Origin of the sequence: Maribellus sp. CM-23 (assembly GCF_021354595.1) — a bacterium.
In the GTDB taxonomy this organism is placed as follows: Bacteria; Bacteroidota; Bacteroidia; order Bacteroidales; family Prolixibacteraceae; genus Draconibacterium.
In genome coordinates, this window is record NZ_JADWYJ010000004.1 from 26143 (window position 1) to 51147 (window position 25005).

Below are 25005 nucleotides of genomic sequence, written 5' to 3' on the forward strand. Positions count from 1 at the left end.
CTAATATTTTTAGTCAGTCTTTTTTATTTCCGCCAAAGAGTTGTTGCTTAAGCAAGTTTTGTAGTCAGCTTTTCAAATGTCTTTTTACAGGACGCGCCTTCGTATAAAATTTCATAAACCGTTTCTGAAATTGGCATATCTACCTTGTATTTCTGATTGATTTTATGAATGGAAGCCGCACCATAATAACCTTCTGCAATCATGTTCATTTCCCATTGCGCTGCTTTTACCGAATAACCTTTCCCGATCATGGTTCCGAACATACGGTTGCGGCTAAACTGCGAGTAAGCAGTTACCAGCAGGTCACCTAGGTAAGCCGGACTTTTAATGTCGCGGTTAATGGGATGAACGGCGTCTACAAAGCGTTTGATTTCCTGGATGGCACGCGAAATAAGAACTGCATGGAAATTATCGCCATAGCGTAATCCGTGGGCAATTCCGGCAGCAATGGAAACCACATTTTTTAGTACCGACGAATATTCTGTTCCCCAAATGTCGTCGGAAAGGGTAGTGAAAATGTATTCGCTTTGAACCAGCTGCGCAAATTTCTCGATGCGCTCGTCATCGGTTCCGGCAATGGTCAGATAAGATAGTTTTTCAAGCGCTACCTCCTCGGCATGGCATGGGCCGGTTATCACGCCCATCATGTCGAAAGGCACGTCAAAGTGCTTGTTCAGGTATTCAACAACCAGCAGGTTTTCTTCCGAAACAATTCCTTTTATGCCCGAAAGAATGTATTTATCGCTGAGGTCGGTTTTTAAGCCTTCAAAAATAACGGGTAAGAAGGCCGACGGAATGGCCAGCACCAGAATGTCCGATTCGTCAGTGATTTTATTGATGTCGCTGTAAAAGGTGATTCTTGAAGTGTCAAACTCCACATCTCGTAAATAACGCGGATTGTGACTGTATTTTTGAAAGGCTTCGATGGTTTCTTCTTTTCGGATAAACCAGTTTATCTCCCCCACATTTTCCAAGAGCATTTTAGCAATGGCAGTAGCCCAGCTGCCGCTCCCAATAACGGCAACCTTGTCTGTTTTAATATTCATCTCTTATTCCCTTTGGCGCAAAAGTACAATTTGTAACGCCAAATCAAGAATGATTGCAAGGAAACAACCTCGTTTTATTGATTAATAAACCACGAGTTGTTAAGAAAGAAATCCCGCCGGGTGGCTTGAATTACCTCATAAAATGTATATTAACGGTCCGAAAATAACGCCAATAAATAATCACCTATGGAGAAATATATTTTGTCGCTCGATGCGGGTACCACCAGTAGCCGGGCCATCCTTTTTAATCATTCCGGAGAAATAATAGAAGTCGCGCAACAGGAATTCGAACAGATTTATCCAAAGCCGGGCTGGGTAGAACACAATCCTGAAACCATTTGGGAAACGCAGCTGAAAGTGATGAAGGAAGTGATCGGGAAAGCTGCGATACAAGCAGAGCAGGTGGAGGCCATCGGGATAACCAACCAGCGCGAAACAGCGGTTGTTTGGAACCGCGAGACTGGGAAGCCAGTGTGCAATGCGATTGTTTGGCAAGACCGCCGCACGGCTGAATTTTGTGATGAACTAAAAGCAAAGGGATGGGAGAAAAGCGTGGCCGCGAAAACCGGGCTTGTAATCGATGCCTATTTCTCGGGGACAAAAATCAAATGGATTCTTGACAACGTAGAAGGTGCGCGTGAACTGGCAGCCAGCGGAAAACTGGCTTTCGGAACCGTTGACACCTGGTTGATTTGGAAACTTACAGGCGGAACACAGCACATTACCGATGTGAGCAATGCCAGCCGAACCATGATCTACAATATTCACGAGCTGAAATGGGATGCAGAATTACTGGAGTTGTTAAACATTCCCGAAAGCATTTTACCCGAAGTGAAACCGAGCAGCCAGGTTTACGGGAAAACGTCGGTGGATTGTTTGGGGATTGAAATTCCGATTGCCGGAATTGCCGGCGATCAACAGGCGGCCATGTTCGGGCAAATGTGCATGAACGAAGGGATGGTGAAAAATACCTACGGCACCGGTTGTTTTGTGATGATGAATACCGGGGAAAAGCCCATTGCCTCCAAAAACAAACTGCTGACCACCATCGGTTGGCAAATAGGCGATAAAGTTATTTATGCACTTGAGGGTAGTATCTTTATTGGTGGTGCCGTGGTTCAGTGGCTGCGCGACCAGTTGGGAATTATTAAATCTTCGTCGGAAATTGAGGCGCTTGCCCGTGAGGTGGATGATAACGGCGGAGTTGTATTTGTGCAGGGATTTGTCGGACTTGGAGCACCGCACTGGGACCAGTATGCCACCGGAGCCATTATTGGGCTGACACGCGGTACCGGAAAGGCGCACATTGCGAGGGCGGCGCTCGAAGCCATTGCTTTCCGCTCCATGGAAGTAATCAATACCATGGTGCTTGATTCAGGAATTGCCCTGAATGAACTGCGCGTGGATGGAGGCGCTGCGGTGAACGACCTGCTGATGCAGATTCAGGCCGATTCGATCTCAACAACTGTGGTGCGCCCGAAAGTAACCGAAACAACAGCCTTGGGTGCTGCTTACCTGGCCGGCCTGGCAACGGGCTACTGGAGCGATATCGAGGAGCTGAAAAATCAATGGCAGGTGGATAAAAAGTTTGTCCCTTCCAACGACACGCGTTTTATGGAAAAGACCATAAGGAACTGGAACAAGGCTGTGGAGCGCAGCAAATCGTGGAGCATGGAATAATTGCTATTGACTATTAAATTTGAAAACTATTAGAACCAATTTATATGTTAACTGAACTTTTTGGCGAGTTTCTCGGAACAGCCATTCTTATTCTGCTCGGAAACGGAGTGGTGGCCAATGTTAATCTGAAAAATACAATTGGAAACGGCAGTGGCTGGATTGTTATAACCACGGGATGGGCGCTGGCCGTTTTTACCGCCGTTTTTATGACGGCCGATTTAAGCGGCGCACATCTGAATCCCGCTGTAACCATAGGCCTGGCAGTTGCCGGTCAGTTTGCCTGGGTAAAGGTGCTTCCTTTTATTCTTGCACAAGTGGGCGGAGGTATGTTTGGGGCGCTGATGGTGTATTTGTTTTACATCGATCATTTTAAGATAACCACTGCTCCCGGAATGAAAAGGGCCTGTTTTTGCACGGCTCCGGCCATTGCCAACACCAAAAGCAATTTCTTCTCAGAGGCTATCGGAACTTTTGTACTGGTGCTGGGGGTGTTGCTGATTACCGTTCCTCAATTCCAAATGGAGGGAATGAACGCCACAAAAGTGGGGTTGGGATCACTGGGAGCCATGCCGGTTGCCCTGGTGGTTTTTGTTATTGGCCTTAGTTTGGGAGGAACCACCGGGTATGCGATCAACCCTGCCCGTGATCTCGGTCCGCGGATCGTTCACGCTCTATTGCCCTTGAATGTAAAAGACGACAATGGCTGGAAATACGCATGGGTACCAATAGTGGGACCGGTTGCCGGATGTTTCCTGGCCGCTTTTACACATATGTTGATATTATATTTGCTACGGTAGTGAGCTTTTTTCATCCATGGTTGTTACTGTGTTAAACTTAGAGTAAAATAATATGCCACACAATTTAAGCGACAGTTCGATTCGTTTGAGAGAAATGATCGAAAAAGCGATTGAAGATCACAAGATCACCCGCGATGAGTACGACAAGATCCTCAACATTGCCACAGAAGATGGTTTTATTGATGCGCACGAACAAGCCCTGCTCAACGAACTCCAACAGATGATCGAAGACAAGGTTGTGCGTTTCGTAATCTGACAACAAGTATGAAGCGTTTTCTGAAAAGAATTGGAATTTTGCTGACATTGCTGATGTTGGGTGTATTGGCTTATACCTACATCAGCTTTAATTTTTATGCCCCAAAAGATCCGGATGTAGAACCAGATGCGGGTAGCCTGGCTTATTACCAGGATTCGTGGGGTGAATGCCGCGATGCGTTTCGTCAGCAGGCAGAAAATCTGAAAAGCCGTTTCGATAGTGTTGAGGTCTTTTCTGTTTCTTTGGAAAGCGCTACAGACGACGATCTCACGATCGATTTTTGCTATGTTCCTCCCCGCGATACTACCGAAAAACTGGTGGTGCTTGTTTCAGGTACACACGGTATTGAAGGTTATGTGGGCAGCGCCGTTCAGCAAATGTTAATGTCCGAATTCTTTCAGCCTGAAATGTTTTCGAATACGGGTCTCTTGCTCGTCCACGGGCTGAATGCCTGGGGTTTTAAACATCAACGGCGCTTTTCGGAAAACAACGTAGACCTGAACCGGAACTTTAGTCTCGATCGTTCGTTGTTCGAAACGCAAAACGGTGGCTTTGTAGCGCTTTACGATATGCTGACCCCCAAAGGGGAGCTGGATATGAACAGCATCGGCAATCGCTTTTTTATGTTGAAAGCCATTCGTAAGATTGCGCAAAAAGGAATGCCGGCCTTGTTGCAGGCTTTTGCCCAGGGGCAATACCAGTATCCCGAAGGAATTTATTTTGGCGGGCAGAACTTTGAACAACAGGTGGAAATTCTGACCCGGGTTTTATCTGAAAAAGCAAGTCCTTTCCATATGCTTCTGAATCTTGACCTTCATACCGGTTTTGGCGAGCGTGGCGAATTGCATCTTTTCCCAAATCCGGTGGATGATTCGGTGCTCAAACACAGCATGGAGAAAGTGTTTGATGGTTACCGCATCGATTGGGGAGATTCCGATGATTTTTATACGGTTCACGGACAGATGGTGGAGTACATCAGCAGTTTGTTTCCCGGGAAATTATCGATGCCGATGCTGATGGAATTTGGAACGTTGAATACGGGAAGCACCGTGGGAGCTGTTAAATCGGCACATATTTCCATTGTCGAAAACCAGGGGGCACATTATGGTTACAAAACACAGCAAGACAGTTTAAAGGCGAAAGCCGGCTATTACGAAATGTTCTATCCGCCGTCGGAAAAATGGCGTACCAATGCACTCCACGTTTCCAAAGCAATGATGGGAAATATCTGGAAAAACTTCCAGGAATTATAGGGACTGTTTTCGTTTTATTGGATTGTAAGGAGATTTGACATTCTAAGTTTTGACCCTTTTCATCTGGATAAAAGCATACCGATCAGCAAGAGAATTAAGCCTTGATTTCGTTAGACTCTTAAAACTCTTCAATTGTTGTCGACATTACTTTCAGTATTTCAGCATGCTTTCATCGTTTTGCTTAAGGCTCACCCTGAAAAATAAATGATATAATTTAAATCGAACTAACTTTACTGTTGTGTTATTGATATAAGTTCTATCGACCAGTTATTGTTATTCTTCCCCTTTCGCAATACCGAGAGTTCGGTGCCCTCATTGTTCGAGAAAACATAATGTGCCTCAACTTCATATGCTGCTGCTTCTGTATCGGGTTGATAGAAATCATCATACACGTAGGTTGTTACAACTGTGTAATCATTATCTTCAAACTGGTAAATAATGGAAGAGGTGGTTCCATAGTCTTGTTTTGTTAGTCCAAAAATTGAATGAATCGTATGGCAATAATCAATCCAAGGAATTGCATAGTAGTTGTAAGAGGGATATTGTAATTTACCAATTGTGCTAATGTATTCCGGATTTCTTCCGGAAGGAGTAACAACTGCACTTGTTCTGTACACATTTCCACTAGACTCAAACATGTATTCTCCGTCAGACGAAAACCAATAATCTCCGATGCTTTGGTGCCGATAGTTTTTTTCCAACTTAGTATCAATATCAAATACAGTTATTCCTGAAGGGCTACTATATCTTCTGGCGGCAATAACATATGGCTGGTTAGTTACCTTTTTCAAGTAAGTGCCTTCGTCCATTTCGTTGTCGTCGCTTTCTGCTGTTTCCGAAGTTGACGTATTTATCCAAAGTAAATTGTTCATATAAGTCCCTGCTTTTGTATAGCAAAACCAGTCGTCTTTTGCCCACTCCATGTCGTAAATAGTATAACCATATTCAAAGGTTTTCACAACAGAATAACTATTCAGGTCTATTGCGCTAATCATTCCGCCATGGCCAACAGCTGCTTTTGTATAATCTTCTGAGATTGCCAGACAGGTAGGGGCTTTTCCCAACTCAATTTCATGAACAACACTTTTGGTTGCCACATTGTACGCTATTAACTTATTGGGTTGACTGGTTGCATAATACAGGGTATTTGTATTTTTATCAAACATTGCATCAACAATATTCCCTTCCAGCGCACTAACGTTTGCATTGCTTCCTGGTGTACGAACTTTAATGCTGATGGGATAGGAAGGATTGTTCGGATCATTGGATTTCAGATAAACAGTTGCCATGTTTAGGCCGGGCTCCAGCTTGCTACGATCACAGGTAAAGTTGATTTCATGCCCTGAATAGCTATAAGTCATCCCACTTTGTGGCGAAACCGTCAGCCAGTCAGGAAGGTCTTCGAATCGCCAGGAGAGGATTCCGTTTCCGTTGTTGTAAAAATGCAGTGCTTTGCTGGATGCTGAAGTCCCAAAATCTACCGGCAAATTATCTGAATAGATTTCCAGATTCGGTGTCCCCAGGTCAGCTGAAACGGCAATTTCAATCATTGGCCTGTTTTTATCATTCGTTATTAAAATGATCGTGCCATTCGGGGTACTTTTTATTGCTGTTTCTGCATTTAAGATAAAAGGGATTACGGCCTGCGCTCCTTGTCCCAACATAATGGAGGGAGCATAGAACTGGTTCATATCGACCGAAAGCCAATCAGGCAAGCTGTAAATGTCCCAAAGCAAAATTCCATCACCCGAATTTGAAAGTTGCAACTGGTTGTTATAATTATTGAAAGTGATTTCTAATGTTTGGTTTATTTCAATTTTTGGCTCTCCTTCCACAATATAATAAACGGGGACAGCATATTTTTTGCTTTCGGAAATTACGATCATTTGATCGGTGTATATGCCTGTTTTAGAGTAAAGAGAATTGACCTTAGCTTTGCAGTGGATAGTGGCAATTGTATTTGCAAAGCTGCCCGACAGATTTTCAATCTCCATCCATTCGGGGTGGCTTTCGATCTTAAAATGATTGCTTCCCGTTCCTTCACATTGAAACTGGTAATCATCAGGCTCCCAATCAGGAGAGATAATGACCGCTGAGGCAGCTACCCCGGAAACATTGATTTTGTCATTTACAAATTCGTCACTGCAGGAAAATATAAGAAGTGCAATTACCCAAAGGGAGATATATTTTTGAAATTGTTTCATAGTGAGCAGTTTAATAGTTGGGTTAATTAGAAGCTGAAACGGAAAATAAAGCCATAATCAATATGTGATACATCAATATCGTTTTCAAGTTCCTGATCATTAATTTCATTGTCGGAACTTTTGATTGATATTTTGCGAAGTTTTGCCCATGTGTAATTGCATGTTACACCTGCAGAAATTTGCGGAGTAAAGCAATACTCTGCAGACAAACCACCTTTTACCGCAAATGTTTTACTGTGGTTTAATGTGTTGTAATAATCGAGGTAATAGGGTGGTTCTCCTTCGTAAGAGGTATTGTTACCCCAATAAATCTGGTAGGTGTTGCTTCTGCTTTCATTACGGAATAAAAGGAGTCCGGGAGCTATTGATTCCGAGATTCTTAGGACTCCTTTGTTCCCTATTGATTGTTTGAACAGAAGAGAAGCTCCAATGAAATTAGAGAATGTTTTATCTCCTTGATTGTAACGTACATAAGCCGGAACATTCATCGGAGAATATCCCATATTCATAAAATCATCTTCTGACGAAGAATACATGAACGAGTAATCAATACCAACACCCATGTAGCTGTTAAGTAGATAATGGATACTGGTGTTAAAGAAATACCCGTTTTTAAGTTTCTTAATATAATCGTCGGCTGCTGAGGCGGAATTGCCCTGACTGGTGAGAAAGGTCTTAAAGTTTCCGTAATCGGTAAAGGAATGGGAGAGACCACTTTGTACAGAAAAAAGAAAACGATGTTCCGGAATTTGATTGGGGCGCCTTAGTTTGTATGCGGCCAGAGCTGTCTGCTGCGTATCGGAGCGGAGGTATTGCAATACCTCGGAAGTTGCTATCGTTCTTCCGGAAACTTTGTTGTTGCCGATCTTTTGTTCGTAACTTATTCGGTCGGCATTAACCGATATAATTCGGCACTCTATGGTGTCTTTTTGTGTTGTAATAATTTTGTCTTGCGCGTAAGTGGCACAAAAAGAAATTAGTAGTATTAAGGTTAATAGTAGGTTTTTCATCGGGAATGTGTTCTAAAGTTATTCTTTGTGAGGGCCGAATATAGTGCAATGCCGTCTATAAATGTGCAATGTAGTAGCTGTTTAAAAGCATATATGATAATAAGTTTAAACTGCATCTGGTATCAAAAATACAAGTAATACCAATTCAAATTATTATTGGGAGTCTTCCACTCTTTTGAATGTGTGCTTTGAAAAAAATGTTCTGGCGTTAGCGGTATTTCAATTTCTTTACCTGCCTGCATCCAAAATCACCTAAGCAATTTATTTCTCGGTGGTATGCCGGAACCCGTCGAAACTTTTTTGTCGGTTGGTTGATGTGAGGTTTAAATGCAATGGTATCCTGATGATAATGAATAACCGAATCTTCCTATTTGTGGTAAAAATACTGTTGAAAAAGAATCTTTATCGATGGACATAGTAGGATGAGGATCCGAAAAAAGGGAATGGGTAAATATTATGTATGATGGGAAATATCTGGAAAAACTTCCAGAAATTGTAATGTTTCTGATTTCTACTTGAGAATATAAGCGACAATTACACCCAGGTAGTTTCCTACGGCATAACCCGCAATCCCTACAAACATACCGGTTAAAATTACTTCCCTGTTTTTAAGCGCGGTGGCTACCACCGGAACAAACGGAGGCGAGCAGATCAGTGCACTTCCGGATATGATCACCGTGTCGGCATCGATCTTAAAAATACGGGCAATGGCGGCGTGGAGGAAATGCGAGCCAAACATGGCAATTCCCACGTAGTAAAACAAGGAGATCGAAATATCGGCCAGCTTGCTAATGTCGGCCATGGATGCAACCGCCACACAGAAAATAAGGATGAGGTACATGCCCAGCTGAAAGGTTTTTTTGATTTTTCGGATACGCGGAACAAACGACAGCGCAATTCCAAAAGTGGTGACAAAAATAACCACGGCGGCATTGGCAAAATCGTCGGAGAAAAGCTTGCTAAGCAGAAAACTTACGCCTAAAATAGCGACCGAAATACCAAAGGCACCCAGCAAAGGCCAGAAAACGTCTTTCTTAAAAAATCCGTCGTATGATTCGTAATCTTCTGCAAGATCGATTTCGCCAACTTCTATCTGTCCTGTATTCTGCGATTTATAGGGTGGAAGAAACCACAAAAACACCTTTTGTCCAATGGTGAAAATGAATATCAGGTAAATGGCGCCAAGCGTCATTTCGTAGGTATGTGTGAGGATGTAAATTTCCTGTGAAACATTAAGGGCAGTTTTTATGGCTGCCATGTTGGGCGTTCCGCCTGTATACACACCTACGAGCATTCCCGAAACTTTCCAGATTTCTTCAATACTTCCCCTGAACATCCAGAACCCGACAAAAACCATCAGCAAAACAGTAAACAAGCCGATGAGCAGCGAGCCTACCGCATCTTTTGCCTGGCGCATCCATTTTTTTACATCCAGCGAAAACAGGATCAACGGCAGACAAAGCATAATGGGGATACTGGAAAACAGGTCCTGTAAAAACGAGATGGTATTTCTGGACATATCCTGCCGTGTCACCAATCCTTCGGCCAGGTATTCGCGCATTTTGCCAAAGGGGATATAAATCGATCCTTCCACCAGGGCATGGTAGGCTGGAGAAACTTCGGGGAGTATGCCCACATTTCCGATAAAAATCCCGAGCCCGTAGCAAATCAAAACGGCTCCGATTTTTTTGGCCAGCGAATAGTTACTTTCCAGGTAAATAATAATGACGGGGGCTACAACAAACAGAAAGATGATCAGAAAGAAATGTGTATCCATCCTAAAACGTTCAGTTTAATGGGGTGTAAAGATATTAGAAAGAGTGATTCGCACAAATTTTTATCACAGAGAGCACGGCTATTACTTGTTTGAAAAGTATTACTAATTCACGGTTTTCAATATCCAGTCGCTTATCGATTTTAAAACTTCGGGATCTATGGTTTCTTCAATCTGTGCATATTCGGACGTTGCCCCGCTTGTACAATGCTGAAACAAGTGATTGTGCGCTTCAAAACGAAGCGTATCCACCTGCGTGTTTCCGCCCGAAGTGATTGCCCCGTAGATTTTGGAAAGGTTGGAAGTCGGCACCTGAACATCTTTGCTCCCGTTCAGTGCCAGCACGGGGCATTTAACCCTGGCAAGCGTTGGTTGCGGATCGTAGGTCAGGAAATAACGGAACCAGCGGGAATTTACATAGGCAATCTGATCATCCACCTGTCTTTTCAGACCATCATTCATTCCTGCATACATTCCCTGGGTGAGTTTTGTGCGCAATTGTTCGGCGGCTTTGCCCTCGTCGGGTTCATTTTTGAGCACATCGAACATCAGTTTCTGCACCATTTTATTTTGCTGAATCGAAAAATCGGGCATGCCTTCCGCTTTTAACGAGAGGTCGTTTTGCTCGTACAGAACTTGTTCTCCCGTGATTCCAGGTGCTGCCAGCAGAACGATAAAAGCTACATCGTTGGAAGATGTTGCCGCCATGGGGGCGATCAATCCTCCTTCGCTGTGACCTATCAGCCCGATTTCTTTTGGATTGATTTCTTTTCTGCTTTTCAGGAAATAAACGCCTGCCAGGGCATCGGTGGCAAGCTCCTGACTGGTGGAAGAAAGGATATCTCCTTCGGAGCCGCCCACTCCGCGGTCATCTACCCGCAAAACGGCAATTCCGTGCCGGGTGAGGTAATCGGCAATTACCGCAAAGGGTTTGTGCCCAAGAATCGTTTCATCGCGGTCCTGTGCTCCTGTTCCGGTAATCAGCACTACTGCCGGATAATTTTTTTCATTCCAGGGCAGCGTGAGAGTCCCGGCCAGTTTTAACCCCGTTCCCGGATGCGTGTATTCAACTTCTTCCGAAAGATACGGGTATGGCGGAACGGGTGTTTGCGGCCGCTTTGGTTCTGCAACTTCCCCTGCTTTTTTCAGATTCAGGTTGAGCGAGAGCCCGTTTTGTTGCCACTTGCCGGTTATGGAATCAGCAGAAACAAACTTCCCGGTGTAATTACCCCGAATGGTGGGGATGTTCATTTCAATGCTGTCGCCTTTGGTGGTGATTTCACCCTCAATGTTGGCTGCCCCTTGAAGTGGAACATCCATCTTTACATCGTATTTTCCGTCGGCCTGGCTTATTTTGAAAATAAGTTCTAGTTTTCCGGTTGGCAATGACAGTTTTCCCGACCAGTTTCCGGAAATATCAGAACCCTGTGCCTCAACCGTTTTGGTGAAAACGATGGTAATTGCAATGGGGAGCAACAGACAAAGGAAGCGTTTCATCTGTAAAAAGTTTTTGCTGATTATTGTTTTTTCAATGATTTTATCTCCTTAAGCAGAAGTTCGAGGGCCGGAGAAGCCATGCCTCCGTGATCAAATCCATCCAATTCCAAAAGCTTGGTGTGTTGATGTCCGGCCACCTTCATCATGCGGTACATATAGGCATTTTCCTCGTAACGCCCGAGCATTTCCAGTTCGCGGTCGCCGGTGATTAGTACCAGCGGTGGAGCGTCGGCACGAACAAAATAAAGCGGCGCCAGTTCGTCAACAACGGGCTGGGTTCCCTCAATTCCTCTTTCTTTTCGCACCGTAAAATGCGTGATGGTATGCCCGCTAAAAGGCACCAACAAAGCAATATCATTGGCGTCGATGTTGAACTTTGCCAGGTAGTGCTTGTCCAGTCCGATCATTGAGGTGAGGTAACCTCCGGCCGAGTGCCCCGAAACAACTATCTTCTCTTTACTTCCACCGTATTTTTCAATGTTGTTGAAAGTCCAGGCAACAGCCGCCGCAGCATCTTCAATGTAAACCGGGCTTTTTACTTTGGGTGACAGACGGTAATTTACCGCTACCACCGCAATGCCTTTTTCTTTTAATGTTTTGGGAATCGATTTTTCGCCGCCTGTTAATCCGCCGCCGTGAAACCACACCACGGTAACAAAGTCGTTTTGGTTTTCTGGGAAGTACAGATCCAGTTTACACCGTTCGGCAATGTAGCTATTCGAATTTTGTTCCTCAATTGTTCGGTAAGGAATGTCTTTTTCTGTTTTATAAGTTGTTTGCGCGTAGCTGGTGTAACTGCCCGCGTTGATCAGCAGAACCAGCAGAATGTAAAATAATTGTTTCACTTGTATTGATTTTAAAGAAGAATAAAGATACATGAATTTGTTTCAAGGCAAGAAAACGTAGGGATATTATCGGTTTTGCGATAAAAAAAGAGGTTACAGCAACTGCAACCTCTTTTCTGTGTTAAATGCAAAATTCTTTATTGTGTAAGTCTTTCCAGACGTTTCATGATCGTAAAAATGAAAGCGGCCGAGAGCAGACAGCAAACCACAAAAATGGCCCACAACTGCCAGATCTCGATTTTGTCCCAGAAGAAACTTCCGATTCCAAGCAGTTTGTTCCCAACGGCGGTGGCAAGCAACCAGCCCCCCTGCATCAAGCCCTGGAAGCGTGGAGGAGAAACTTTGGATACAAACGAAAGTCCCATCGGGCTCAGGAATAATTCTGCCACGGTAAGGATGAGGTAACTGTTCATCAACCAGTAAGGCGATATTCTTGAAGAATCAGGAACCGGGCTTCCATTCAGTTCAAACGGCGAAACAATATCTAATGATCCCACTACCATTAACAGGAATCCGAAGGCAGCAATGATCATTCCGATACCAATTTTGCGCGGTGTGGATGGTTCTTTGCCACGGTCAGAAAGCCAGGTGAAAATACCCGAAACCAGGAAGGTCAGCGAAACAATAAATAACGGGTTAAACGATTGGAATACTTCGGGTTGAATGTCGTTGTTTCCTGCTGCTTTGTTGTAGAGGAAAAAAGCAAGAGCGCCGAATGCAATGGTCATTGCCAGCCCTATCATGCGTTGTTTGGAAGTGCCTTTGCGAACCAGTAGCACAATACCGGCGATTAAGCCAATAACTGACAATATATTTTCGAGTTCGAAAAACAAATAAGTAAATGGTCCAACTGCTTTAACTGTGTAGTCGCGGGCAAAGAAGGTCATCGTAAGTCCGTTCTGGTGGAACGACATCCAGAAGAAGATCACCACCCCGAAAACCAGCAACAACGCTGTAATTCGCGGTCTTTCCTCTTTGGTTGAGATACTCACAATCCAGGTAATAAAGGCAGCAAATAAACCCACTGCAAAGCCAATTCCGGTGTCGATTCTCAGGATAAAGAACAACGAAGTAACCGCCGCCATAACTGCCAGTGAAAGGAAGACCTTCAATAAGCTAACATTGGGCTCGTTTTTGTTTTCTGATTTCACCACTTGCTTGTTCGGAAGAAGACGGTTAAAGAAAATATAAACCGCCAGCGAAATAAGCATGGCACCGGCAGCAACGGCAAAAGCATAATTATATCCTTTTGCGAAAACATCGATGTAATTTTGGGCAAAAGCCGCAAGATCGGTAACCGGTCCGTTTATATTGGCCGCGTTGGCAAGCTGCTGAAAAGTTTCGGTATCTTTAATCGTACCGTTCAGCATTTGGTGACACATGGCCGGTAAGCTTCCATCGTGATGAAGACCGTTTGTTTTTAACCACCAGTTACGGGCTGCATTGGCTGCAAAGGGGGCAAAAAAGGCACCCACGTTAATACCCATGTAGAATAACAAATAGGCTTTGTCGCGTAACTTTTCGTACTGCGGATTATCGTACATCTGGCCTACAACAGCCTGCAGGTTACCTTTAAAAAGGCCGTTCCCCAAAGCGATGGTAAACAGGAAGATAACGGTGGTGGTCAGACTCATTCCGGGAATCGCCATCATAACGTAGCCCAGGAACATAACCACAATCCCCACCATAATAACCAACTTGTAACGTTTGGTTGCATCGGCAATAATACCTCCCAGCAACGCCAGTGCATAAATGGCGAAATAGAACCAGCTGTAAATACTGCCGGCTGTTTCTGCATTTACATCGTATTTCGCCTGGAGGAAAAGGACCAGGATGGCCATCATGGTATAGAATCCAAAGCGTTCTCCCATGTTGGCAAAAAAGGCTACAATAAGCCCCTTAGGATGATTTTTGAACATATAGGTATGGTTTTTGATTTTTATTACAACTTTTCAAAATCGAACAAATATAAAACTCTTTTTAAGTTGATACACTGGGTAAAGGTCAGCTTCCATAAATTTCCTGAACCTGATGCCTATATTTTTGTAATTTTGATAAAAAAGCCGTCGATGAAACTTTTCTCCACAAGACAAATTGCCCAACTGGATCAATACACCATTCAAAACGAACCCATTGCTGATATCGATCTGATGGAACGTGCCTCGCTGCAAATTACCAACTGGATTGTTCATCGTTTTTCCACCGAACAAAGGATGATGATTTTTGCCGGGCCGGGAAACAACGGAGGCGACGCGCTGGCCATAGCCCGTCAGCTGGCCGGGTTGGATTACAATTGCGAAGTTTATTTACTCGATTTTGGAAAGGAACTCAAAGGTTCTCGGGCGATTAATTGGCAGCGGCTTGAGGAACAGGGCCGGGTGAAATTGTCGCACATTCGGGAAGTGGAAGATTTTCCTGAGTTGCAGGAAGCAGATGTGATTTTGGACGGTTTGTTTGGCTCCGGGCTGAGCCGCCCATTAGAAGGTTTTCCTGCAGAAGTTGTTGATTTCCTGAATCAGACCACCAACACCATTATTGCCATCGATATTCCCAGCGGATTGATGGGAGAAGACAATACCGGCAATACGGAGCATATTGTCCGGGCCGATTTTACACTGACCTTTCAGTTTCCAAAAATCAGTTTTTTGCTGGCTGAGAACGAGCAGTACGTGGGGCGGTGGAAAGTGTTGCCGATTGGTTTACATCCCGATGGAATTGAAAAAGAAGAATCCCTTTTTCATTGGCTGGAAAAAGAGGAGGTGCAGGAAATGATCCCGGTGCGATCAAAGTTTGAGCATAAGGGAACCTTGGGGCATGCCTTGCTGATTGCCGGAAGTTTTGGTAAAATGGGGGCAGCTGTGCTGGCTTCAAAAGCCTGTTTGCGGGCGGGCGTTGGTTTGCTGACCACGCATATTCCTCGGTTGGGGTATTCCATTTTACAAACAGCGGTGCCCGAGGCAATGGCCAGTGTCGATCAGCACGATTCGGTTTTTACCGAGTTTCCCAAACTGGAACCTTATTCTGCCATTGGTGTGGGGCCCGGGCTCGATCAGAAACAAAACACGTGGAAAGCTTTGTGTGCCTTGCTCGAAAGTGCAAAAGTTCCCCTGGTGATAGATGCCGATGCTTTGAACATCCTTTCCCTGCAAAAGGAGTGGTTGGAGAAACTTCCCGAAGGTTCAATTCTGACACCGCATCCGGGAGAATTTCGAAGGTTGGTGGGAGAAGCTGAAAACTCATACCAATATATTCATAAGCAGCTGGATTTTTCAAAAAAGTACCGTTGCGTGGTGGTTTTGAAAGGCGCCTGCACATCGGTTTCACTGCCCGACGGTCGGCTGTTTTTTAATTCAACCGGCAATCCCGGTATGGCTACCGCTGGCAGTGGCGATGTGCTCACGGGCGTAATTCTTGGCTTGCTGGCCCAGGGAATGTCGCCGGAAGAAGCTGCCCTGACGGGCGTTTTTCTTCACGGTCTTGCAGGGGATGTGGCTGCTAAAAAACGAACCGAATTTTCGTTGATTGCCGGAGACCTTGTTGAAGAAATGGGGGAGGCTTTCCGGAAAATAATGGATTGAAAATATATTATTTTTCCCCCTTCCGCGTTTAACAATAAAATTGTGAACAATACTTAATCGATATATTTAAAACTTCTAAAAATGCAAAAGCAAGGCGTTGTATTCGACTTTAACGGGACACTTTTCTGGGACACCGAACTTCAGAACCGATCGTGGGATGAATTTCTGGTCAATTACGGATTGGAACTTAGTGCTGAGGAAAAAGATACCTGGATGCACGGAGTAAATGCAAAAGATACTTTCGAGTACCTGTTTAAACGCCCTTGCAGCGAAGAAGAAGTGGATCGTTTGACCGAAGAAAAAGAGGTGATTTACCGCAGAATGTGTCTGGAAGAAGGCATGGAATGGGCACCCGGAGCACTGGAGCTGATTCACTTTCTGAAAGAAAACAATGTGCCGCTAGCCATTGCCACGGCATCGGCCAAAAACAATGTCGAGTTTTTTATTCAGCACATGGGTTTGCTGGATTATTTCAGCCGCGATCGTATTATTTTCAACGACGGCACCAGTCGCGGAAAACCGCATCCCGATCTTTTTAACAAAGCCATTCATGCACTGGGACTCTCGGCTCCCGGTGTAACCATTTTCGAAGATTCAATATCGGGTGTGGAGGCTGCCCGCAATGCCGGGGCTGGCAATGTTGTGGTGGTAAACGGCACGTCCGAACGATTCGGTAAATACAATTATTCCATCATTACGCACTTTGAACAGGTTGACCGGAATGTTTTTATGAATTAGGGCCGGTCGCAAACTTGCCTGATAGCAGTTAAGTTTTGTTGCATTCAGGAAAAAATGAACCCAACTGAAAAGAATGCATCCTTCGACTTCGCTCAGGATGACTGTCATACATAGCGGAGTCGAAGTTTGTCACCGCTTTTCAATCTGCAATCGTTAATCGGTATTCATCATTCATCGCTCCTTTCTGATTCAACAGACTTCAGCGGTTTCGTTCATCTTTCTCGAAGATGATTTTTGTATGTTGCTTTTGCTTACATTTGCCTCTCTGTTAAGCAGAACATGAACGATAAAAATTACATAGCCAAAACCCGGGCTGCCTGTTTTTACAGGGAGAAGATGCTCATGTTCATGTTTATCTTTTCCGAACTCTGATTTCCCGGTTCCATTTTCTTACCCCCATTTTTCATTCGTTCATTCTTAAATACTGAACTGTTTTTATGGAACCTTATTACAACTGGTTGAATTCGCTGGTGAACAGGAACAAAACCGAATTTGCTGCGTGGAGTGACTTGAAATGGCTGAATACCTACAACGCCCGCGAAGCCCAGGAAAAAAGAGATGAACTTACCGCTAAGCTGAACGGTAACCTGCTTTTCAAGGACACAAAACCTTACTACAACCGGATTTCGGGTGGTTGCAAATTGTGCGGCCTGGGGCAGTGGAGTTGTTTGTTTATAACCGGCAAGTGCAATGCTTCGTGTTTTTACTGTCCGGCCTCGCAGCTTTCTGATGATGTACCCACCACCCAGAATCTGACATTTGCAAATTCGCAGGCTTATGCTGAATACATCAATCATTTCAATTTTAAAGGTGTGAGTTTTAGCGGGGGAGAACCTCTCTTGTTTTTCGACCGCACGCTGGAATATTTAAAACAGGTAAGAAAGAGGTGCAAGCCCGAAGTTTACACCTGGATGTACACCAACGGTATTTTGGGTGAAGCGCAGAAGTTCAGGAAACTGGCGGCAGCCGGGATCAACGAGGTGCGTTTTGATATTGGAGCTACCGGATTCAGCCTCGACAAGCTAAGGTTGGCCAAAGGGATCATTCCCAATGTTACCATCGAAATTCCGGCGGTACCGGAGCGAAAAGACCAGCTGATAAAGTTGCTCCCGCAAATGATCGAAGCCGGGGTGACCAACCTGAATCTTCACCAGTTGCGTTTAACTACGCACAATGTGAAACATTTGAGCAAGCGGAACTACAGCTACATTCATGCTGAGCATCCGATTGTGCTGGAATCGGAGTTAGCCGCACTTGAAATACTAAATGCTGCGCGCGAAAAGAGCCTGGATATCGGTATCAATTATTGTTCATTCTATTTCAAAAACCGCTTTCAGAAAGCCGGTTTCAGAACACGGCTGGCGCATGCTTTGGCCGGTCCCGATGAGGTGCTCACCCAAAACGGTTACATTCGAGAATACGACGGGAAAGCTATTTCCTACAAAGCTTTCAGAATATTTGATGTGAAGCCCGAAACAAATACCGTGACTGAATTTGAACTGGCAGGGAAGAAATATTTCTACTTAAAAGAGCGAGTTCTGAAACCTACTTTGATTGACGATGAAGACCGAAAGGCGGTAGAAGATTTACTGGCCCGTGAACCGGAACAAATTCCAACCGATCCTTTGTTGTTCCGAATCTGGCAACTGGAATACATCGAAAAAGGGCTCAGAGAATATTGATTATTTATTCGGGTGTGCGTTTTAATGCATGCTTGTCTCTACACCAAATCGGTCCATTTGCCTTGCAGTGATTCTTTCTGACTGGCAACTTCCAGCATTTCGAGGAAGTCTTTTCGGGGAATGGGTCTGGCTCCCAAGCTTGCTAAATGATTGGTGGGTTGCTGAGCGTCGATAAAAGCAAACTGGTGTTTCAGGACAAATTGCACCAGGTGATAAAAGGCTACCTTGCTGGCATCGGATTTGGTGAAAAACATCGATTCTCCAAAAAAGCAGTTGCCAAATGAAAGGCCGTATAAACCACCTGCCAACTCTCCTTCAAAATAGCTTTCAAAGGAATGGGCGTACCCCAGCTCGTGCAGTTTTACATAGGCTTCAATAATGTCGTTCGTGATCCAGGTTTCATCCTCGTGACTTCTTTTGATCTTGCTGCAGCTGGTAATCACTTCCCTGAATGCGGTATCAACCCGCAATTCAAAAGTTCCTTTATTGATGACTTGCCGCAAACTTTTATTGAGCTTAAACTCCTGGGGCAGCAATACCATTCGGGGATTGGGCGACCACCACAGAATAGGTTCGTCTTCGCAAAACCACGGAAATATTCCCTGGAGGTAGGCGGATAGCAGGAACTCGGGCGTGAGTTCTCCGCCCATGGCTATCAGTCCTTCATCATCGGCTAAATTCGGATCGGGAAATTCTATCATCATGCGCAAATATAGGAAATCGGGCTGCCAGTAGGTAGCGCAACCGCCTGGTTTTTGCTTTTAACCGTTGTCGCTTTGAATTTTCGTGGCCGCATCAAAATAATTTTGATATTTTTGGTGTTCTACTACAACATATCTTGTCTCGGCGTTAAACGGGTGAGATAAAGTAAGGTAGCGTAAACCGAAGTTCAGATAACAAAAAATGACAGAGATGTACAGAATGAATGCAAAGAAATACCTGGTGCTCGCGCTGGCACTGCTGATTGTTATTCCGTCTTTTGGACAGAAAAAGAAGAAAGAAGATGAAACAGGCGTAACGCCTTATTTTGTGGAAGGAATTACCTACGCTTTGCCGCGTACCGGTATAAAGTTGCAAATAGAGGCTGTGCGCGAAAAGTTCGAGCCGGGGCCTTATGCTGCCTATGCCGAACAACTGCTGGGAATTAAAGATGCCCAAACGCGTCCTTCTACCAAATGGGTGATTTCGGAAGTGAAAATCAAAACTTTTTCAGAACCCGATCCGGAGCAGGTACACAAGGCAATGGGAGATGGCGCTTTGTTAGTGAGCTTAGCTGCCAACGGTTGTATTGCCGGTATTAACTCCGCTAACACAGAAGCACTTCCCGAGGTCTGCATGTCGAACAAAGCGGCTCAAAAACCCGATCGTGAAGATGGTTTCTCTTTTGATTATTTTTCCGATACGCCTTTTGTGATCCAGGGAGATTCGTCGAATAATTTCAGACCCACAAAGGTGAGTGTGGAGCAGAAAGCAGCCGAAGCTGCCCGCCGGATCCTGAATGCCCGCATGAACCAGTACGACCTGGCAGCATTGCGGATCGACGGTGAATACCCGGACGGGAAAGCCTACGAGGTAAGCCTGAAAGAACTGAAAAGAACAGAACAAAACTACATTACGCTGTTTGTGGGAAGAACCACGTATAAAAAAGAAAGCTTTAGTGTTGACTATGTTCCCGGGACAAAAGACAAAAATCCGGCGGTGGTTTTCCGCATTTCCGATGAAAACGGGGTGGTTCCTGCCACCGATTTATCCGGAAAACCGGTGATGATCGAGTTGGAAGCTGTGCCCGGTTTGGCCGAACAGTATACAAGCAATGCAAAATCAGATAATCCCGATGCAGGAAGCAGCGGTGTTTATTACCGGATGCCGGGTGTGGCCAACATCAAAGTTTCTTACGAAATGAATACGCTGGCAACCGCCCGCGAAACCATCGCACAATTGGGCGTGGTGGCGCCTTTGCCCGAGGAACTGCTAAACGGCGCTTATGCAGTCAGTTTTCATCCCGAAACAGGAGCGATCAAATCAGTTGAAAAGAAATAAGAACAACAAAGGGTAGTCGGAAGGCTACCCTTTTCTGTATCGTCATTTTGGCGGTATTTAATTTTTCTTATTTTTATCTGCTCAGAAAAATTCATTTAAAATTATAGGTATGACAAATGCGATTAAGCAGACTCTTCGCGATTCGAAGAAGGCAAGATGGACTGCCCTGGTAATATTGTCGTTTACAATGTTCGCCGGGTACATGTTCACCGAGGTAATTTCGCCTCTTAAACCAATAATGGAGCGTACGCTGGCCATGAACAGTTCCGACTTTGGTTTTATAACCAGCGCTTATGGTTTATTCAACGTATTTCTGATGATGTTGGTGATCGTCGGTATTTTACTCGACAAATTCGGAATTCGTTTTAGTACCATTAGCTCGGCACTGATCATGATCATTGGTGGGGCCATTAAATTCGCCGCCTTTAAAGGATTGATCGGAAGTCCGGATGAGATCATTCATATTCCGCTTGTGGATCTGGATTTAACCACCCAGGTTTTCTGGGCCGGATTTGGATTCGCCGTTTTTGGCGTGGGTGTGGAATATGCCGGGATCACCGTTTCGAAAGCTGTGGCCAAGTGGTTTAAAGGAAAAGAAATTGCCCTTGCGATGGGTATGCAGGTAGCGATTGCCCGCGTAGGTTCGTTTGCTCCGCTCGCATTTGGTGCCAAAATCGCCAATACATACGATGTGCCTACTACCATTCTTATTGTGGTGGTGTTCCTGATTTTAGGCCTTGTCGGTTTCTTCTATTACAACATCATGGATAGAAAACTCGACGCAGAAATTGTGGAAGAAGACGGCGCTCACGGCGATGACTTTAAATTCTCTGATTTGCTGGTGATCGTTGGAAACTGGGGTTTTTGGCTGATTGCACTACTGTGTGTATTCTTTTATTCCACCGTTTTCCCGTTTTACAAATACGGTCCCGATTTGATGGTGAACAAATTTGGCGTTAGTGAAGACTGGGCAGGGTTCTTGCCAAGTTTGGTGCCTTTCGGAACCATGTTGCTGACACCGATCTTCGGAAGTATTTACGACAAAAAAGGAAAAGGTGCTTCGATCATGATTCTGGGAGCTGTTTTGCTGATCATCGTTCATGGAATTTTCTACCTGCCTTTTATTACCAACGTGGTTGCTGCCTTCTTTAACGTAATTCTGTTGGGTATTGCATTTTCGCTGGTGCCTTCTGCTATGTGGCCATCGGTTCCGAAAATTATTCCTGAAAGACAATTGGGAAGTGCTTATGCCTTTATATTCTGGGTACAAAACTTTGGTTTGTGGGGAATTCCGCTGGCAGTAGGTATTGTGCTCGATAAAACCAACCCGGGAGTAGCCGAAGCAAAAGCCGCAGGCGAAGCTATCAATTACGATTACCAGACTACCTGGACCATTTTTGTGGTGCTGACCGTTTTGGCACTGATTACCGCGCTTCTGCTGAAATTGGAAGATAAACGCAAAGGCTACGGATTAGAATTGCCCAACATCAAACAATAATGAATGTTGGAGGTTTTAGATAGACAAACATTTTAAATTACAGTTTACATGACACAAATTAAGGATATACAACCCACCGAGGTTTGGAGTGTTTTTGACCAGATGCTGCAAATCCCTCGTCCGTCGAGGCACGAAGAAAAAATTCAGGAATGGGCGGTAAAATTTGGTGAAGACCTGGGACTGGAAACCATCAAGGATGCAGTCGGAAATGTGATCATCAAGAAACCCGCAACACCGGGAATGGAAAACCGGAAAACGGTAGTGATACAGGGGCACCTGGACATGGTTCCGCAAAAAAACAGCGACAAGGAACATGATTTTGTGAACGACCCGATTGAAGCCTACATTGATGGCGAGTGGGTAACCGCTAACGGAACCACTTTGGGAGCCGATAACGGAATCGGTGTTTCATCGGCGATGGCGGTGCTGGCCTCGACTACGATCAAGCACGGGCCCATTGAAGTGTTGCTGACTGCGACCGAAGAAACCGGTATGGACGGAGCCAACGGTTTAAAAGCCGGCTTGCTGGATGCCGATATACTGATTAATACCGATACCGAAGACGAAGGCGTTTTTAGCGTTGGATGTGCCGGAGGTATCGATGTAACCGCTACTTTCAAAAACAAAACAAAAAAGGCCGACAAGAAATACGCAGCCTATAAACTGAGCATTACCGGATTAAAAGGCGGGCACTCGGGCGTGGATATTCACCTGGGCCGCGGAAATGCCAACAAGGTATTCTTCCGTATTTTGAAAGCTGCCGGTGAGCAGTTGGGCGTAAAACTGGCCGATATTCAGGGCGGAAGCCTGCGCAACGCCATTCCGCGTGAAGCCTTTGGTGTGGTGCTGGTTAAACCGAAAAAAGCCGAGGCACTGGCTGCCCTGGTGGCCGAAATCGGTGAAGCGGTAAAAGCCGAACTGATCAACGTGGAGCCGGGCTTGTCGGTAGCGCTGGAAGAAACAGAGTTGCCAAAAACAAGAATGGCCGGATCGTTGCAGAAAAAGCTGACCAACGCTGTGTGGGCGGCTCCTAACGACGTGGTTCGGATGAGCGACACCATGCCCGGAACCGTGGAAACATCTACCAACCTGGCCATTGTGAAGTCGGATGATCAGAAAGTGGTGGCTTCCTGTCTGGTTCGCAGTTTCTCTGAAACCGCAAAACTGGCGCTGGCTACCCGTTTGGAAGCTGTATTCTCACTGGCAGGTGCCAAGGTAGAGCTGACAGGCAGCTATCCGGGATGGCAACCCAATGTGAATTCGGAAATCCTGGAAGAAATGAAAGGCCTGTACGAAAAACGCTTTGGCAAACAACCGCAGCTGCTGGCGATGCACGCCGGACTGGAATGTGGTATCCTGGGGGCTACTTACACCAACTGGGACATGATTTCGGTGGGGCCAACCATCAAGTATCCGCACTCTCCGGATGAAAAAGTAAACATCGAAACCGTACAGAAATACTGGGATTTTCTGGTGGATACACTGGAGAACGTTCCTGTAAAATAAGGAGATTCGATTTTCAATCGCATCCGATTTGGTGACTTAAAACCGCCAAATCCTAAAAAAGATGTCATTCGTCAAGCGATGAATGACATCTTTTTTGTTTGCCTACCCGCTTCTCATGCATGGCGACGAGTCATTTTTGCGTTCCTACAGGGCATTTTTGCATTCCTTCAAGTCACTTTTGCATTCCTACGGGGCATTTTTGCGTTCCGACCGGCCTCTCATGCGTTCCGCCGGGTCGCTTTTCAATTCCGCCGGGTCGCTTTTGTATTTTTTGCCGTCGATCGCGCGTTTTTTTGCCCCTCAGCCAGTTTTACGGAAGCGTTTGCCCGCTTGATTCCCCGAAAAGTACGGTGCCCTGCGAAGGAATCAGCACTCCGAGGTTTTCGTCGCGCCCCTGCAAAAGGTACGTGGCGTTGTTGTGCTGGTAGCTGTCAACCGCATTTTCCGACAGTTTGCCCAGGAGTTTTTCTTTTCCTTTCAACCGGTTAAAAATCAGGCCGGCTTTCAGGTCTTCAAAGTCTGCCAGCATGTCCTGGTCGCCTTCGCTGTCACCGGCAATAAGCACCGGCCCGTAGCCGTACCTGCCGTTTTCGCCTGCCAGGAAACGCGTAATGGCAGCTGTTTTTCCACGCCCCTGTGTTTGAAAATAGTCCTTGCGGAATTCCGGTAAAATGACCCCGGCCGAGTCGCGCTCCAGTTCCATGGCAATCACATGCGAGGCATCGAGGTTGTACCCGAATTCAGGAAAAGAAGCAATTCCTTTCACCACATCCACAAACGAGGCCGAGCATACCCAAACATCAAAACCTGCATCCCGCAGCTGGTGATAGAGCTCCTGCATTTCGGGTACCAGCCGCAACCCGTTTTTCCAGGTTATTTTTACCTGCCCGGCCGATTGCCCCGCGAGTTCTTCTGCCCCGGGACTTACCCAGCTTATTTTTTCGATGGGCTGGTTTTGCTGCCACTTAACGGTTTCAATGGTCATGTTTGTAACACGTGCCGAATCGAGCCCGGAAAACAGGTAGGTCACCCATGGATACGAAACATCGGCGCTGAAAGTATTGTATATGGCGTCGTAGAGAAAACGTACTTTGGTGGTGAAATTCGCATAATGCGGGTTTTCTTTTACCTGTTCGAGCGAAAGCGAACCGCTTCCTCCCAGCTCCGCGTAGTTGGCAAAAAGCCAGTTGTAACTGGCAAGAATATCCGTAATAACCTGCTCGGCAGTGATGCTTTCTCCCGCTTCGTTCTGGTCGGCAAGCGCTACCTTGGTGTCAATGCCGGTGCGTAACGCTTCTTCAAGAACCTCCGGCGTACAGCCAAAGTGAAAGTGCTCGAGCTGATAGATCAGCGTTGCCTCCTGTATGTCGAGAAAGATCGAAGTATTGTCCCAGTCAAAAACCGCATAAGGCGGTTGGTCGGGATTGTAATCGCCGGAGTTTTTCCCGTATTGATTGATCAGGTTTTCCAGTTGTTGCCGGTTAAAGGCATCCCAGTTGCCGCCCAGTTTGGCCGATTGTTTTGCTGGCTGCGAGCAGCCAAAGTTGATCGCAAAGGCGGCAAGTAAAAGATAGAATGTGAAAGTTCTCATTCGATTAGTA

The 25005-nt window shown here is 45.4% G+C and carries 19 protein-coding genes; 10 read left to right on the plus strand and 9 right to left on the minus strand.

Annotated features, from left to right (window positions below; genetic code table 11):
- Window positions 1–47: 47 nt before the first annotated feature.
- The gene (locus tag INQ51_RS14060; RefSeq protein WP_233378607.1) at window positions 48–1046 is read right to left on the minus strand and encodes an NAD(P)H-dependent glycerol-3-phosphate dehydrogenase; all 999 of its coding nucleotides are present in this window, start codon (window positions 1044–1046) and stop codon (window positions 48–50) included.
- A 186-nt stretch (window positions 1047–1232) separates the two neighbouring features.
- Here INQ51_RS14060 and glpK point away from each other — a divergent pair, with 186 nt between their 5' ends.
- Genes glpK through INQ51_RS14080 form a run of 4 tightly spaced genes read left to right on the plus strand, consistent with a single transcriptional unit; the run spans window position 1233 to window position 5032 of the window.
- Complete coding sequence (gene glpK / locus INQ51_RS14065) at window positions 1233–2726, plus strand: glycerol kinase GlpK (RefSeq protein ID WP_233378608.1); 1494 nt, start codon at window positions 1233–1235, stop codon at window positions 2724–2726.
- A 44-nt stretch (window positions 2727–2770) separates the two neighbouring features.
- A complete protein-coding gene (locus INQ51_RS14070; protein WP_233378609.1) occupies window positions 2771–3523 on the plus strand; it encodes an MIP/aquaporin family protein in 753 nt (250 codons plus the stop codon).
- 52 nt (window positions 3524–3575) lie between these two features.
- On the plus strand, window positions 3576–3779 hold the full coding sequence (locus tag INQ51_RS14075) for a hypothetical protein (protein WP_119439808.1): 204 nt from the start codon (window positions 3576–3578) through the stop codon (window positions 3777–3779).
- An 8-nt stretch (window positions 3780–3787) separates the two neighbouring features.
- On the plus strand, window positions 3788–5032 hold the full coding sequence (locus INQ51_RS14080) for a M14 family metallopeptidase (RefSeq protein ID WP_233378610.1): 1245 nt from the start codon (window positions 3788–3790) through the stop codon (window positions 5030–5032).
- 230 nt (window positions 5033–5262) lie between these two features.
- On the opposite strand, the gene INQ51_RS14085 is transcribed toward INQ51_RS14080, so the two are convergent.
- The 6 genes from INQ51_RS14085 to INQ51_RS14110 form a co-directional block, all read right to left on the minus strand.
- The gene (locus INQ51_RS14085) at window positions 5263–7236 is read right to left on the minus strand and encodes a BACON domain-containing protein (protein ID WP_233378611.1); all 1974 of its coding nucleotides are present in this window, start codon (window positions 7234–7236) and stop codon (window positions 5263–5265) included.
- Between the two features lie 26 nt (window positions 7237–7262).
- Complete coding sequence (locus INQ51_RS14090) at window positions 7263–8246, minus strand: hypothetical protein (RefSeq protein WP_233378612.1); 984 nt, start codon at window positions 8244–8246, stop codon at window positions 7263–7265.
- Between the two features lie 511 nt (window positions 8247–8757).
- Window positions 8758–10023, minus strand: coding sequence for a DUF819 domain-containing protein (locus tag INQ51_RS14095; protein WP_233378613.1), 1266 nt, complete (start codon window positions 10021–10023; stop codon window positions 8758–8760).
- A gap of 102 nt (window positions 10024–10125) precedes the next feature.
- Window positions 10126–11517, minus strand: coding sequence for an alpha/beta hydrolase family protein (locus INQ51_RS14100; protein WP_233378614.1), 1392 nt, complete (start codon window positions 11515–11517; stop codon window positions 10126–10128).
- A 20-nt stretch (window positions 11518–11537) separates the two neighbouring features.
- Entirely contained in the window at window positions 11538–12362 is an 825-nt protein-coding gene (locus INQ51_RS14105; protein WP_233378615.1) for an alpha/beta hydrolase, read from the minus strand.
- A 137-nt stretch (window positions 12363–12499) separates the two neighbouring features.
- Complete coding sequence (locus tag INQ51_RS14110) at window positions 12500–14281, minus strand: peptide MFS transporter (protein WP_233378616.1); 1782 nt, start codon at window positions 14279–14281, stop codon at window positions 12500–12502.
- Between the two features lie 150 nt (window positions 14282–14431).
- On the opposite strand from INQ51_RS14110, the gene INQ51_RS14115 reads away from it, so the two are divergent.
- The 3 genes from INQ51_RS14115 (at window position 14432) to INQ51_RS14125 (ending at window position 18360) form a co-directional block, all read left to right on the plus strand.
- Window positions 14432–15940: an NAD(P)H-hydrate dehydratase gene (locus INQ51_RS14115; protein WP_233378617.1), complete on the plus strand. Its 1509-nt coding sequence runs from the start codon at window positions 14432–14434 to the stop codon at window positions 15938–15940.
- A gap of 81 nt (window positions 15941–16021) precedes the next feature.
- Window positions 16022–16678 (plus strand): HAD family hydrolase, encoded by a 657-nt coding sequence (locus INQ51_RS14120; protein WP_233378618.1) that lies wholly within the window; start codon window positions 16022–16024, stop codon window positions 16676–16678.
- A gap of 437 nt (window positions 16679–17115) precedes the next feature.
- Window positions 17116–18360 (plus strand): radical SAM protein, encoded by a 1245-nt coding sequence (locus INQ51_RS14125; RefSeq protein WP_233378619.1) that lies wholly within the window; start codon window positions 17116–17118, stop codon window positions 18358–18360.
- A 38-nt stretch (window positions 18361–18398) separates the two neighbouring features.
- Here INQ51_RS14125 and aat read toward each other — a convergent pair whose 3' ends face one another.
- Window positions 18399–19064, minus strand: coding sequence for a leucyl/phenylalanyl-tRNA--protein transferase (gene aat / locus INQ51_RS14130; RefSeq protein WP_233378620.1), 666 nt, complete (start codon window positions 19062–19064; stop codon window positions 18399–18401).
- 208 nt (window positions 19065–19272) lie between these two features.
- Here aat and INQ51_RS14135 point away from each other — a divergent pair, with 208 nt between their 5' ends.
- The 3 genes from INQ51_RS14135 (at window position 19273) to INQ51_RS14145 (ending at window position 23404) form a co-directional block, all read left to right on the plus strand.
- Complete coding sequence (locus INQ51_RS14135) at window positions 19273–20400, plus strand: DUF4831 family protein (protein ID WP_233378621.1); 1128 nt, start codon at window positions 19273–19275, stop codon at window positions 20398–20400.
- A gap of 109 nt (window positions 20401–20509) precedes the next feature.
- The gene (locus INQ51_RS14140; protein WP_233378622.1) at window positions 20510–21898 is read left to right on the plus strand and encodes an MFS transporter; all 1389 of its coding nucleotides are present in this window, start codon (window positions 20510–20512) and stop codon (window positions 21896–21898) included.
- A gap of 48 nt (window positions 21899–21946) precedes the next feature.
- Window positions 21947–23404 (plus strand): aminoacyl-histidine dipeptidase, encoded by a 1458-nt coding sequence (locus INQ51_RS14145; RefSeq protein WP_233378623.1) that lies wholly within the window; start codon window positions 21947–21949, stop codon window positions 23402–23404.
- A gap of 310 nt (window positions 23405–23714) precedes the next feature.
- Here INQ51_RS14145 and INQ51_RS14150 read toward each other — a convergent pair whose 3' ends face one another.
- Window positions 23715–24995, minus strand: a complete 1281-nt coding sequence (locus tag INQ51_RS14150; RefSeq protein WP_233378624.1) for a haloacid dehalogenase-like hydrolase — start codon at window positions 24993–24995, stop codon at window positions 23715–23717.
- Window positions 24996–25005 lie beyond the last annotated feature (10 nt).

Bases quoted from the DNA above. Each gene is read 5' to 3' on its own strand.
- INQ51_RS14150 (WP_233378624.1), bottom strand. From the start codon at position 24,995: ATGAGAACTTTCACATTCTATCTTTTACTTGCCGCCTTTGCGATCAAC.
- INQ51_RS14070 (WP_233378609.1), top strand. From the start codon at position 2,771: ATGTTAACTGAACTTTTTGGCGAGTTTCTCGGAACAGCCATTCTTATT.
- INQ51_RS14120 (WP_233378618.1), top strand. From the start codon at position 16,022: ATGCAAAAGCAAGGCGTTGTATTCGACTTTAACGGGACACTTTTCTGG.
- INQ51_RS14090 (WP_233378612.1), bottom strand. From the start codon at position 8,246: ATGAAAAACCTACTATTAACCTTAATACTACTAATTTCTTTTTGTGCC.
- INQ51_RS14135 (WP_233378621.1), top strand. From the start codon at position 19,273: ATGTACAGAATGAATGCAAAGAAATACCTGGTGCTCGCGCTGGCACTG.
- INQ51_RS14100 (WP_233378614.1), bottom strand. From the start codon at position 11,517: ATGAAACGCTTCCTTTGTCTGTTGCTCCCCATTGCAATTACCATCGTT.
- INQ51_RS14060 (WP_233378607.1), bottom strand. From the start codon at position 1,046: ATGAATATTAAAACAGACAAGGTTGCCGTTATTGGGAGCGGCAGCTGG.
- INQ51_RS14115 (WP_233378617.1), top strand. From the start codon at position 14,432: ATGAAACTTTTCTCCACAAGACAAATTGCCCAACTGGATCAATACACC.
- INQ51_RS14140 (WP_233378622.1), top strand. From the start codon at position 20,510: ATGACAAATGCGATTAAGCAGACTCTTCGCGATTCGAAGAAGGCAAGA.
- INQ51_RS14095 (WP_233378613.1), bottom strand. From the start codon at position 10,023: ATGGATACACATTTCTTTCTGATCATCTTTCTGTTTGTTGTAGCCCCC.
- INQ51_RS14075 (WP_119439808.1), top strand. From the start codon at position 3,576: ATGCCACACAATTTAAGCGACAGTTCGATTCGTTTGAGAGAAATGATC.
- INQ51_RS14125 (WP_233378619.1), top strand. From the start codon at position 17,116: ATGGAACCTTATTACAACTGGTTGAATTCGCTGGTGAACAGGAACAAA.
- INQ51_RS14110 (WP_233378616.1), bottom strand. From the start codon at position 14,281: ATGTTCAAAAATCATCCTAAGGGGCTTATTGTAGCCTTTTTTGCCAAC.
- aat (WP_233378620.1), bottom strand. From the start codon at position 19,064: ATGATGATAGAATTTCCCGATCCGAATTTAGCCGATGATGAAGGACTG.
- INQ51_RS14085 (WP_233378611.1), bottom strand. From the start codon at position 7,236: ATGAAACAATTTCAAAAATATATCTCCCTTTGGGTAATTGCACTTCTT.
- glpK (WP_233378608.1), top strand. From the start codon at position 1,233: ATGGAGAAATATATTTTGTCGCTCGATGCGGGTACCACCAGTAGCCGG.
- INQ51_RS14080 (WP_233378610.1), top strand. From the start codon at position 3,788: ATGAAGCGTTTTCTGAAAAGAATTGGAATTTTGCTGACATTGCTGATG.
- INQ51_RS14145 (WP_233378623.1), top strand. From the start codon at position 21,947: ATGACACAAATTAAGGATATACAACCCACCGAGGTTTGGAGTGTTTTT.